Here is a 12,144-nt window from a genome sequence, read left to right as displayed (position 1 = left end):
CGCGGCTTAAAGATCCGGCAGGATCTGAGCAGCGTGTTCGGCAAGGTAGATGCGCATCCATGGCGTGAAGCGCTGCGGCTCGTCCGCGATCAGCCGTTCAAGCTCGGGCCGGGTGAGCCAGTCGGTGCCCATGACCTCGGCGGGGTTCGGGCGTACGGCAAGATCGGCTGGTGCCTCGGCGGTGAAGATGTCGACCACCTCGTGCTCGACCATGCCCCCGCCCACCTCGGCGCGGTATTCGACCTGTCCTCGTGGGGTGAGGGGCAGCCCCTCGATCCCCAGCTCTTCGGACAGGCGGCGGCCAGCGCAGACCTTGGGCGTCTCGTCCCAATGCGGATGGGTGCAGCAGCTGTTCGCCCAGAGGCCGGGCGTGTGGTACTTGCCCAGGGCCCTGCGCTGGATCAGCATGCGGTCCTCCTGCAGCACAAAGACCGACACGGCCTTGTGCCGCAGGCCGCGCAGGTGGGTGTCCAGTTTGTCGACCGGCTGCAGCGTGCCGTCGACCCAGGCGGGAATGAGATCATGCATGGCGCTTTCTTTCGCGGGCCTGGTACCGTTCGTCAAGCGCCCGATGCCATATGGTCGCATGTGACCTTTGGCCTATTGTTGCGATTTCCGTCAAAGGGTTAATGTCGGCCCCGGAGCGCGCAAAGGGAGATAGCCAAATGATAGCAAAGATTGCACTCGTCCTTGCAGCGATGACCGCTGCTGGGGCCGCGCAGGCCGAGGATCCGCTCAGCGATACCGAAGGCTACGACGTCTTCAAGAAGCGGTGCCGGGCCTGCCACACGGTTGCTGCGGATGACGGCACGGTCCTGTTCAAGGGGGGGCGCACCGGTCCGAACCTCTATGGCGTGATCGGTCGGACTGCCGGCAGCGAAGAGGATTACCGCTACCGCGACGATATCGTCGCCGCTGGCGAGCAAGGCCTCGTCTGGGATGAGGAGAGCTTTGTAGCCTACGTTCAGGACCCGACAGGGTTCCTCAAGGAATACCTCGATGACAGCGGTGCGCGGTCGGGCATGACCTTCAAGCTGCGCGACGGCGGTGTTGCGGTCTACGAGTACCTGCGCGATGTGAGCGCCGACGCAGCGGGGTGACCGCCCCGGTTCGATCGCGGGCCACGATATGAAAAAGGGCGCATCCTCGGATGCGCCCTTTTAAGTTATGAGGATGTAAGGGCGTGCGACCGCCCCGGTCAGTTCAGGACGTTCGTGGTTCTGATGGCCGACTGGCCAAGGCCGAAGGCGCTGCCGATGATGCCCATGACCGCCTGCGTGCGGGTCAGCGAGGCTTCGGTCGCATAGACCGTGTCGTCGGGGTTCACGTGGAAATTGCGCGCGGCGAAGAGACCGTCGGCGCTGGTCAGGTCAAAGGTGAAGACCACCTGCTGCATCTCAGGGGCCGTGCCGTCCGAACGCAGGTGACGCACGGGATACTCGCGCAACACAAGAACGCCCTTGGGATCGGCGCGCCCATCCGACAGCCCGCCCATGAGAGCGATGGCTTCCATGGCGCTCAGGTCGTCCTTGGGGAAATAGACCAAGTCTTCGCTGCCCGAAGCGCCGATAGCGGTGAAGCTCTTGTCGTCCTGCTCGATGATGACCGTGTCGCCGGGTTGCAGAAGCGCGTTGCGCTGACCATCACGCAGAAGCAGCGAGGCAGAGGTCTCGTAGGTCGTCCCGCCGCGGATCAGGCGGACCTGGGGGTTGCGGATGGCTGGCGAGATGCCACCACCGTCGGCGATCAGGCCCAGTACCTTGTAGTTGCGCGACGGCATGGTGAATGCGCCGGGTCTGGACACGCCACCCACCAGATCGACCGAGCTGCCACGCCCCTGTTCGAGGCTGACCTGCACCTGGGCCGAAGGCGCGATCTGCACCAGCCGGTCCTGGATACGGCCACGGGCCATCTGCGGTGTCAGGCCACGCACCTGCACCATGTTGATGTAAGGCACGAAGATCGATCCGTTGGGACCTACCTCGACACCATTGAGGTTGGTCGATTTCTCGGCGGTGTTGGTCAGCAGTGAATTCTCTTCGCTGTCCCAGATGGTGATGTTGAGTTTGTCACCTGTGTGGATCACGTTGCTGTCGTAGCCGCTCGAGGTGGCAGGCCAGCCGGTGGTGTTCCGATCGCCCGTCTTGGGCCATGAGGCGATTGCCGGCATGTTGGCGCGGGTCACCGAAACGACCTGGAAGGTCGGCACCTCGGAATTGCTTTCCTCCAGCACTTCGGATTGCAGAGCTGCTCCCCTGGGAATGGTACAGGAGGCAAGCAGCAGGGCCGCGCAAAGCGCGCTCAGAAATGAATGTGGTCGAAGCAACTCGGTTCCCCCGGAAAATTCGTTCTCTCAACTACGCCCTTCTTAGCCTGACATGCCAATGATAGACAGGGCCGAGACGGTTTCAGAAGAAAGTTTTGACCGTCTTATAGTTGTGTAAAGTGCACTCTCGGCGGGATCCGGCTAAGGCATCGGGGATGAGACCGGAAAAAGTGAAGGAAAAGGCATCATGACAGCGGGCAAGCGGTTGCTTGATGTGGTTCTGGCGCTTGTTCTGCTGATCGTCCTGTCCCCCCTTGTCATCGGGGTGGCCTTGGCGATTCTTCTGCTGGACGGGCGCCCGGTGTGTTATTTTTCCGAGCGTATGCGCACCCCGACCGAGGGGTTCTGCCTGTGGAAGTTCAGGACCATGAAGCCTGACGCGGCAGACCGCGGCGTGTCCGGAGGGGACAAGTCAGCACGGATCACCCGGACCGGAGCCGTGCTGCGGCGCTACCGTCTCGATGAGTTGCCCCAGCTTTGGAACATCCTGCGCGGGGACATCAGCTTTGTCGGGCCGCGCCCGCCTCTGCGCCAGTACACCAAGAAATTTCCAGCGCTTTACGAGCGGGTGCTTGCCTCGCGTCCGGGGGTGACCGGCCTTGCCACCCTGGCCTTTCATCGTACCGAGGAGCGGCTGCTGGCACGCTGCCGGGATGTCGACGAGACCGAAGAGATCTATTGCCGGCGCTGCGTGCCCCAGAAGGCGCGGCTTGACCTGATCTACGCGCGCAACCGCACCATCTGCTACGATCTGAGGCTGATTGCCGCAACGGTGCTGCGCCGCGTCGGCCTTCACTGATCACTAGGCCCTCACGACGGCATGGGGCACCCTTCGGAACGGTATGTGTTCAGCGCAGCAGATGCGTTGCGAGGTAACCATTGGCTTCGCCGACCCATTGCCGGGAAGCAACGATACGGTCACCTGCCACCACGTAGTAGTCCACGAAGGGCGGACCGTCCGGGCTTTCGCAGGCGGCGATCATCTCGCGTCCGGTGCCCCGAAGCAGACCCATGGAGATCTGCGCCACGCCGTCGGGTTCGATGCCGCAACGGTAGGTGATTGTCCGGGTAATGAACTCCGGCGTCAGGAACCGTTGTACGAGGGTGACCTCGGTGGTCGCACCAGAGGTCACCGCCTGCATCAGGGGCCCGACCTCGGAGGACATCAGATCACCACCGATGCCTCGGGTGCCCGTGATCTTGCCGTTGCGCATGATGATGGACTGGCGCGACAGGCTCGCGAAGGTATCATACCCTTGGTTACTCTCGATCCGGGTGAACAGCGACTGCGATGAGCGGTCCTCGAGATTGACGAACACCACGGGCAGGGGGGTCGCGCTCAGAGTCGCGACGATGGCCTCCTGGGTCACCGGTGAGGGGCCGCTGTCCTCGCTGAACAGCGAGTCGTAGACGTTGCCGACAATGTTGACCGGGCTTTCAAAATCCGGGTCGTTGCTGCAGGCTGCAAGACCGAGGGCAAGAGCCGTCGCGACGGCGATGCGGGGCAGGGTGCTCATAAGACCGCTCATCTCCAGAATCTCCCCCAGGACGCCGAAACGCTGGGCTCGTGCCATTCGCGGATTTCATCATAAAGACGGTTGGACACGTTGAGGCGTGCGCCGCCGTCACGAAGGACAGGGCGCAACATGGTGGTGGTTGTGGTCTTGGTCGGTGTCCCGAGGCCGACGGTCAGGGGCAGGGTGATCATAATGCCCTTGTCGAAGGACCCTTCACCGAATTCCTCGCTGCTCACGTCGGTCATCGTCGCGAAGGCGCCCACGCGCCAGCCATTGACGAATTCGCGGTGCACGGTCAGCGTTGCCCCGTTGTCGCCGGCAAGATAGCGGCCCACGTCCAGCTGACCGTGGAAGCCGTTCCCGATGTCGTAATAAGCGGACACATGGCCGTTGAAATCGGGGAACGCCCGTTCGATGCCGGTTACCGGGTCGGTGGTGACGTTGTCGGTCACGCCAAGCAGGCCGTCGAATTCGCGGCGGCGGACAAAGTTCAGCTCGGCTCCGATGGCAAGGCGGCTGTCGACGGGCTTCCACAGGACTTCGGCCGAAGCCCCCGCGTACATCTGTTCGAGATAGCCGACCGACAGACGGCTGTAGAGGTTGGTGCCCGGACGCCCGAAGTAGTCAAGGGTCAGCCGGTCGATGGAGGGGTCACCTTCCCTGGCATAGCTCGGGAAGTCGGTGCGCACGCGTGGCAGCTCTGACGGGTCGACCCGCTCGATGTCGCCCACGTTGCCGATGACCCTCTTCTTGATCGAGCCGGTCACCGACAGGTTCGACGCAAGCTCCAGCGTGCCTTCCAGCTTGCCACCAAGATCGAGCCGCAGCGGGCTTTCGGGGTCGAAGGTCGAGTAATCGTAGTACGGGGTCAGCGACCAGATGAACCGCGGGTAGATCCCCGTGTCATCCGCAGGCGCCTTGCCGTAAGCGTCGGTGATGCTGGTGCGCGCCAGCATCTCGACCGCGGCATCGTTCTCGAGCGCTTCGAGATCGGATCGGCGCATGGTCACGGCGGACATGGGCACGCCGTTGCCCGTCGGGATGATGACAAATTCCTCGACCGAGGCCGGCAGCACGCGGGTCATGACCCGCGCGGCGCGGCCAAGGGCCTGGGCAGTCGCCGGATAGGTCGGGTTGCTCATGCGCAGGGTGGCGCTACGCGGTCTCAGGCTGAAGCCCTCGACCCGGAGATCCTCGCGTTCGAGGTTGGTGACGAGCCGCTGCCGGACGCTTGCCTCGGCGCTTTCGAGATCGTTCGCCCAGCCGAGATCCCGCAGGTTCTCCGGCTCGCGCGGCGATACGGGCAGGCCGCCGGTTTCCAGGCCGCCGGGAACCCCGATGGTCTTGGGATTGAGCGTGTAGGTGGCAGTCAATCCGAAGGTGCTGCCGTAGACGTAGGCGGCCGAAACCTGCAGATCATCGTTCACGCGGTAGGTCGCGCCGATATTGATGGGTGAGTTATGCTCGAACCCGCCGCGGTCGATTTCCTGCTGATAGTCGTCCGAGGAATATTCCAGCGAGAAGCTCAGCTTTTCGGTCGGTCTCCACGAGATGCCGGCAAAGGGAGCAACCTCGCCACGGAACCACTGGTCGTAGCCAAGATTGCCGCCCTCGTCGTTGTCGGGATTGAAGGAAGGGCGTGTGGAGATCGTTGACAGCGTGTTGTAGCTGCCAAGACGGCCCCAGCCAAGGCCGCCGGTGACGGTAATCTCGGGGGTTATGGTCTTGGTAGCGACGATGTACTCACCGGCGTAGATGCCGGTACCGATGAAATCCTGAAGCCCGATCGCCACCGCCGGGCGGATGCGGCCTTCTCCCCAAAGCAGGAACCGCAAGTCGAAACTACGGTCAAAATAAACACCGTCGACCGAATCCGGGTGGTTGAAATCACCGATGCCGCTGTAACGGAAGGCGCCGGTGAGGCGCGGTGTGATCTGGAAGGTCAGGGTGTTGCGCGCGGTTTCACCGATCCGCCCGTAAGTCAGGCTGATTGTCCCGTCCGGCATGGCCCGCGCGTTCGGCATGTCGATGAGGCCGGGAAGACCATAGCTGTTGGTACCCGGAACGGACTGGGCTCCGGCTGTGGTACCGCACAGTACCAGAAGAACCGTGATGGCACCGCGCCTTGTCGCACGATGGACTGCCCACTCAGACATGCAATCGACCTCGTCATGAAAATCGCTTTGGCAACAGCTAGTCGGAATTGGGCTTTGTGTCTACGTAGCTGCGTTCCGAGGCCGTCACCTGTGGGAGGGAAGGCACGGTTCCGAAAGGTCATGGACCGGTTGGATCACTACGTCGACATTTTGAAACGTTAAGGGCCGGGTAATGCCGACCGCCTAAAACCGAAGACGGGTGAATTGAAAGGTGGGTGAGATGGCTGTCGACAGTGATGTTGCGCCGATCATCATCAAGCGGAAGAAGGTATCCGGCGGGGACGGTCACCATGGTGGTGCCTGGAAGGTAGCCTATGCCGATTTCGTGACTGCGATGATGGCGTTCTTTCTTCTGATGTGGCTGCTCAATGCCACGACCGAAAAGCAGCGCAAGGGGCTTGCGGATTACTTCAGTCCGACGGTCGCGATCTCGCGCGTTTCTGGTGGGGGGGATGGCAGCCTGAACGGCGAGAGCATGTTCTCTGAGAACACCCTTCCCAAGATGGGGCGCGGCGCCACGAGCCTGCGGCCCACGGCAGAGCGGGCCGCCTCGGGTGCCATGCGCGGCAGCGAAGACGCGGGCGCCCAATCCGGGAACTTGGACGCTCAGTCACAGGAGGGGGCAGGGGACCAGCAGCTCAAGGAGGTCGAGGAAATCCTCATGGGCCTCGGAGGCGAAAGCAACGTTGCCGACGAGCTGATGCGTCATATCGTGACCAAGGTGACCGACGAGGGGCTCGTGGTCGAGCTTTTCGCCACGCGGGACGTGCCACTCTACGACGAAGACGATCAGCCGACCGAGCTTCTCAGGGCGCTTTCCGGGGTGATTGCACGTACCTCGTCGATCGTGACGAATGCCGTCGCCATCGAGGGGCACACCGGAGCCTACCCACTTGTCCTGGCTCGGAATCCTTCTTGGGACATTTCAAGCCGGATGGCTGACGGTTTTCGCCAGATGCTATTGCGGGACGGGATGCCCGATGAGCGGATTGCCCGCGTGACCGCGCACGCGGACCGTGAACCATCGGTCGAAAATCCCATGGATGAACGCAACCAGCGGCTCGAGATCGTCTTCCTTCGTGACATCTGAGGACGTACCTTATCGGTCGCATTTTACCTGTTAGCGCAGTGTTAAGGCCGAGTGCCTAAGGCTGGTCATGAGATTCCAGATCGTGACAGCAGAAAGGCGCGTACATGACCATCTCCTCATCGCTCAACGCAGGGGTATCGGGACTTTCAGGCAATGCCACGCGGCTTGCCGCCATTTCCGACAACATTGCGAACTCCTCGACCTACGGCTACCGGCGGGTCGAGACGGATTTCACCGCACTTGTCATGTCCAGCGGGGCGCAGACCTACACCGCAGGCGGTACTTCGGTCGACAATCTGCGCCTGATCGATCAGGGCGGTGCGCTGGTATCGACCAGCAACGCCACCGACCTTGCCGTCGATGGAATCGGTATGCTGCCGGTCGTGTCGTCGTCGCAATTCGACGCAACGGGCGAGCCCGAGATGCTCCTGACCTCGACCGGGTCGTTCCGTATCGACGAAAATGGCTATCTTGCCAGCGAGTCCGGCTATTATCTGATGGGATGGCCTGCGAACCTTGACGGTTCGATTCCGAACTATCCGCGCGACACAATCAACGGGCTTGAGCCGGTCCAGTTCAGCCTGAGCCTCACCGGTGACCCAACCACGTCGATCAATATGGCACTTAATCTCCCCGCCACCGCGACCCAGTCCGAAAGCGCCGGGGACCCTGAGTATCTCGAAATCGAGTACTTCGACAACGTGGGGATCTCACAGAGCATCTCCATCACGTTTACTCCTACGGTGCCGGCCACCGGTACGTCCAACGAATGGACGATGGTGATGACTGACTCGGCGGATCCGGCCACGCCGATCGGGGAATACACGATCACCTTTGACACAACGAGCGGCAGCGGTGGTACTATCGGTTCAGTCGCTGTCGGTGCGACTGGAGGCGCCTACGACCCGGCAACGGGGCTGTTCACGGTCAACGTGGCTGGTGGTCCGATCGAGTTCGATCTCGGAGCAGCCGGTACCACTGGCGGCCTGTCTCAGCTGGGGGACAGCTTTGCTCCGATCTCGATCACCAAAGATGGCTCTTCCGTGGGCAACATGGTGTCGGTGGAAGTCGATGAAAACGGGTTCGTGAGCGCGCTCTATGACAGCGGGCAGAGCCAGGTTCTCTACCAGATCCCGCTTGCCGACCTACCGAACTACAACGGTATGATCGCCGTCGACGGCTCGACGTTCCGCCCGTCGCCGGACAGCGGTTCGTTCTTTCTCTGGGATGCGGGGGATGGTCCCACCGGCAGCGTGAAGTCCTACGCGCGCCAGGAATCCGCCACTGATATTGCGCAGGAACTGACGGACATGATCCGCACCCAGAGAGCGTACTCGTCGAACGCGAAGGTCATCCAGACCGTCGACGAGATGCTGCAGGAAACCACCAATATGAAGCGTTGATCCAATCAGGATCGGCGCCCTGAAAGGAGGCCGCTGAATGGCACTGTCTGGAGCACTATCCAACGCGTTGAGCGGCCTCACAGCAAACAGCCGCGCCGCCGCTCTCATTGCGTCCAACATCTCGAACGCCACAACCGAAGGTTACGGTCAGCGGTCACTCGTCCTCGGCGCCCGCGGCGGGTCCGGGGGCGTACAGGTGATCGGTGTGTCCCGAAATGTTGATCAGGCGGTGCTTGCGGACCGTCGCCTGTCAGATTCGCATACCGGCTACGCGAACGACATGCAGGCATTCTCCAGCCGTGTTGAAAAGCTGCTTGGTGCAAGCGGAGAGCCCGGGTCCCTGACAACCCACTTCGCAGCCTTCGAGAATGCGCTTCTGACAGCGGCGTCAGATCCCTCCTCCATGCAGCGTCTGCAGCAAGTGGCCTTCAAGGCTCAGGACTTCACGGACAAGCTCAACGTGGTCAGTGACCACATTCAGGCCGAACGAGGCTCTGCGGATCGTTCCATCGCGTCCCAAGTCGAGACCGTGAACACTGCGCTGGGCCGCATTCGCCAGCTCAACGAGGCGATCAAGGACAGCTCCGTTCGCGACGGTGACCCCTCGTCACTCATGGATGAGCGGCAGAAGGTGATCGACAGCATATCTGGAATCGTACCGGTCAGGACCATCTCACGTGAGTTCGGTGAAGTCGCAGTGCACACAGCCTCCGGTGTTCCGCTACTGGATTCCATGATCAACAGCGAACCGGCGGTCATTGGCTTCACCGCCGCCAATGCCGTTACTGCAGATCTGACCATGATTGGTGGTGATCTGTCCGGCCTCACCATAAACGGCAGGCCGATCAACAGTAGCAATGAAGGTCCGCTCGGTGGCGGCACTCTTGGTGCGCAGCTTCAGGTCCGTGACGTGGCTGCAGTCGACATGCAGGCAGTGCTGGATGGCCTCGCCAGGGACTTCCTCGAGCGCTTCGCTGCCGGTGGCCCAGACAGCACGGTTGGGGCCGGTGATCCAGGGCTATTCACTGATGCCGGATCCGCTTTCGCAACCACTGACGAAGTCGGCCTTGCGGGCAGGATCTCGCTCAATAGTCTTGTCGATCCCTCCGGTACCGGGGCGTGGCGCATTCGGGACGGGCTTGGCGCGGCCTCTCAGGGGGCCGTCGGTGATGCCACCCTCATGCAAGGCTACACGGACGCGCTGGAAAGTCTCGTTCCCCCAAGCTCGGCCAATCTTGGAACAAGCGCGACGAGCTTCTCGGAGCATGTTTCGGATTTTGTTTCCGCTGTCGCCGCAGCAAGGGTGCGCGCTGACGGTGAGCAAAGTTTTAGCAGCGCTCAGAACACTGCCCTGAAGGAACTCGAGCTCTCGAAAGGTGTCGATACAGATGCCGAACTCCAGACCCTTCTGCGCATCGAGCAGCAATACGCTGCCAATGCGCGCGTGATGAGCGCAGTGGATGAGCTCATGCAAACGCTAATGAATATCTGAGGAGGACATCATGGATACCGTAGGAGACCTCGCAAGGACACTGGTCCTTCGTACTCACCAGACCCGTCTGAACTCCGAACTGGACAAACTCGGGGTCGAGATCGCGACTGGTTTTGTACGGGATTCCGCAGAGCATCTTGGCGGCGATATCACCAGCCTGCTGTCAATCGACAGATCCTTGGCAAAGCTGGACGCCTTTCGGCTCAATACCTCAGAGGCAAGCTTCCTGACCAGCACGATGCAGAATACGCTTGGGGAGATACAAGATCGTATGGAGCATGTCTCTGGTGTGCTCGTATCAGCCGAACTGATCCCCAACGATGAAATGATCCGGACAATGTCCGAAGAGAGTGAGAATGCGCTCGCACAGACGTTGAATGGCCTGAATCGTTCGGTCGCCGGCCGTTTCCTGTTCTCAGGGACGGCCACGAATAGTCCTCCGCTAATTGACGCGGAGACAATGATGTCCGAGCTGAGGACCCTCGTGTCGGGTGAGACCACTGCCTCGGGTATTGGTGCCCAGATTGATGCATGGTTCGAGACAGCGGGAGGGGGGTTCGAAACCACTGCCTACAATGGATCGACCACCTCTCTGGCGCCCATGCAACTCAGCACCTCCGAGCGTGCGAGCATCGACATCAGAGCAGATGACATGGTGTTCAGAGATACACTGAAAGCTTTCGCAAAGGCGTCGCTGGCAAGTGACGAAGGTCTGGCAATCTCCACTGACGAGAAGGTGAATCTGCTGTTCGGCGCGGCGATTGAGCTTCAGTCGGCGCAGGGCTCGATGGTCGAAGTCCGTGCTGGTCTGGGAGTTCTGGAGCAGAGAATCGAAGAGGCGACTACAAGGAATGCTGCTGAACGCACGGCGACTTCAATCGCACGTCTGGATCTTGTTGGCATTGATGAGTTCGAAACGGCGACCCGGTACGAGAACACTAGATCACAGCTTGAAAGTTTGTACGCGATCACGGTTCGGTCTTCGAGGATGTCTCTGGTGGGGTATCTCTAATGAGGGGGTGGTTGCTGAATATCTGCCTTATTCTGCTCTCTGGGCTGCTTGCCCCGGCCGAGGCCCAGTCAGTTCGCATCAAGGATCTAGTCGAAGTCGACGGCGTTCGGTCGAATGATCTTGTCGGGTATGGGCTTGTCGTGGGCTTGAATGGCACAGGGGACGGGCTGCGAAACGCACCTTTTACTGAAGAAATCATGCAGAATATCCTCGAGCGTCTGGGTGTGAACGTGACAGGTGAGCAGTTTCGTCCTCGAAACGTTGCCGCAGTTTTCGTGACTGGACGGTTGCCTCCGTTTGCCAGAACGGGAAGCCAGATTGATGTAACAGTGTCCGCTATCGGTGATGCTCAGAGCCTACTTGGGGGCACACTGATCATGACGCCATTGAATGCTGCAGATGGAGACATTTATGCGGTCGCTCAAGGGACCATCATCGCCGGTGGAGTCGAAGCGCAAGGTGATGCTGGCGGAGTGGTACAGGGCGTTCCGACTTCTGGGGTCATTCCTGCAGGGGCCAGGATCGAGCGAGAGGTTGAGTTTGATTTTACACAGCTTTCAACTTTAAGACTCGCCCTGAGGGAGCCGGATTTCACCACGGCGGCACGTATCGAGCAGGCGATCAACCGAACCGTTGGTCGTTCTGCTGCGGTCATGCTTGATGCTGGAACAATTTCTGTCGATCTCACCCAAACCGGTGCAGCCTCACCGGCGCGTGCTGTGGTCGCTATCGAAAATCTTTCGGTCGAACCTGAAAGGCGTGCTCGAGTGGTTGTAGATCAACGGTCCGGCACAATCGTGATGGGGGACGACGTGCGGATTTCCCGTGTGGCAGTTTCGCAAGGAAACCTGACACTTCGGATCGAAGAAGTACCGCTCACTGTACAACCCAGTCCCTTCGCTGAGGGAGAAACAGTTGTTGTTCCCCGCACAAACGCGGAAATTTTGGAAGAACCTGGTATAGGATTGGCAGAGGTGCCTGAGGGTACATCGCTTTCGGAAGTGATTGCGGGCCTAAATGCCTTAGGCGTGTCCCCCCGTGACATGATTGACATCTTGAAGAGTATTAAGGCAGCGGGCGCGCTGCATGCAGAGTTTGTCGTTATGTGACATATGCTGATGGCATCGGGTGCATTGGAAAAGTGAAAA

The 12,144-nt window shown here is 60.7% G+C and carries 11 protein-coding genes; 7 read left to right on the top strand and 4 right to left on the bottom strand.

The window, feature by feature from the left end:
- Positions 1-6: 6 nt before the first annotated feature.
- The gene (gene idi, locus IEX41_RS14755) at positions 7-528 is read right to left on the bottom strand and encodes an isopentenyl-diphosphate Delta-isomerase (protein ID WP_188791024.1); all 522 of its coding nucleotides are present in this window, start codon (positions 526-528) and stop codon (positions 7-9) included.
- 137 nt (positions 529-665) lie between these two features.
- On the opposite strand from idi, the gene IEX41_RS14750 reads away from it, so the two are divergent.
- The gene (locus tag IEX41_RS14750) at positions 666-1,100 is read left to right on the top strand and encodes a c-type cytochrome (protein WP_188791023.1); all 435 of its coding nucleotides are present in this window, start codon (positions 666-668) and stop codon (positions 1,098-1,100) included.
- 98 nt (positions 1,101-1,198) lie between these two features.
- On the opposite strand, the gene IEX41_RS14745 is transcribed toward IEX41_RS14750, so the two are convergent.
- Positions 1,199-2,233 (bottom strand): polysaccharide biosynthesis/export family protein, encoded by a 1,035-nt coding sequence (locus IEX41_RS14745; protein WP_308421510.1) that lies wholly within the window; start codon positions 2,231-2,233, stop codon positions 1,199-1,201.
- A gap of 280 nt (positions 2,234-2,513) precedes the next feature.
- Between IEX41_RS14745 and IEX41_RS14740 the strand changes: the two genes are divergently transcribed.
- Positions 2,514-3,125: a sugar transferase gene (locus IEX41_RS14740; RefSeq protein WP_188791022.1), complete on the top strand. Its 612-nt coding sequence runs from the start codon at positions 2,514-2,516 to the stop codon at positions 3,123-3,125.
- A gap of 49 nt (positions 3,126-3,174) precedes the next feature.
- Here IEX41_RS14740 and IEX41_RS14735 read toward each other — a convergent pair whose 3' ends face one another.
- Together IEX41_RS14735 and IEX41_RS14730 are read right to left on the bottom strand one after the other, a co-directional pair.
- On the bottom strand, positions 3,175-3,855 hold the full coding sequence (locus IEX41_RS14735; protein ID WP_188791021.1) for a YjbF family lipoprotein: 681 nt from the start codon (positions 3,853-3,855) through the stop codon (positions 3,175-3,177).
- A complete protein-coding gene (locus tag IEX41_RS14730) occupies positions 3,852-5,999 on the bottom strand; it encodes a YjbH domain-containing protein (protein ID WP_188791020.1) in 2,148 nt (715 codons plus the stop codon). The genes IEX41_RS14735 and IEX41_RS14730 overlap by 4 nt, the downstream gene beginning before the upstream one ends.
- A gap of 220 nt (positions 6,000-6,219) precedes the next feature.
- Here IEX41_RS14730 and IEX41_RS14725 point away from each other — a divergent pair, with 220 nt between their 5' ends.
- From IEX41_RS14725 to IEX41_RS14705, 5 genes are all read left to right on the top strand, one after another.
- Positions 6,220-7,089 (top strand): flagellar motor protein MotB, encoded by an 870-nt coding sequence (locus IEX41_RS14725; protein ID WP_188791019.1) that lies wholly within the window; start codon positions 6,220-6,222, stop codon positions 7,087-7,089.
- Between the two features lie 104 nt (positions 7,090-7,193).
- Complete coding sequence (locus tag IEX41_RS14720; protein WP_188791018.1) at positions 7,194-8,492, top strand: flagellar hook protein FlgE; 1,299 nt, start codon at positions 7,194-7,196, stop codon at positions 8,490-8,492.
- Between the two features lie 37 nt (positions 8,493-8,529).
- Positions 8,530-9,984: a flagellar hook-associated protein FlgK gene (gene flgK, locus IEX41_RS14715; RefSeq protein ID WP_188791017.1), complete on the top strand. Its 1,455-nt coding sequence runs from the start codon at positions 8,530-8,532 to the stop codon at positions 9,982-9,984.
- A gap of 10 nt (positions 9,985-9,994) precedes the next feature.
- Positions 9,995-10,996, top strand: coding sequence for a flagellin (locus IEX41_RS14710; RefSeq protein ID WP_188791016.1), 1,002 nt, complete (start codon positions 9,995-9,997; stop codon positions 10,994-10,996).
- Positions 10,996-12,105: a flagellar basal body P-ring protein FlgI gene (locus tag IEX41_RS14705; RefSeq protein WP_188791015.1), complete on the top strand. Its 1,110-nt coding sequence runs from the start codon at positions 10,996-10,998 to the stop codon at positions 12,103-12,105. The genes IEX41_RS14710 and IEX41_RS14705 overlap by 1 nt, the downstream gene beginning before the upstream one ends.
- The last annotated feature ends 39 nt before the right edge of the window (positions 12,106-12,144 follow it).

It is taken from the genome of Salipiger pallidus (genome assembly GCF_014643635.1).
GTDB classification, from domain to species: domain Bacteria; phylum Pseudomonadota; class Alphaproteobacteria; order Rhodobacterales; family Rhodobacteraceae; genus Salipiger; species Salipiger pallidus.
The sequence above is the reverse complement of the archived record's forward strand: the minus strand, read 5'-3'. Positions and strand labels throughout refer to the sequence as shown.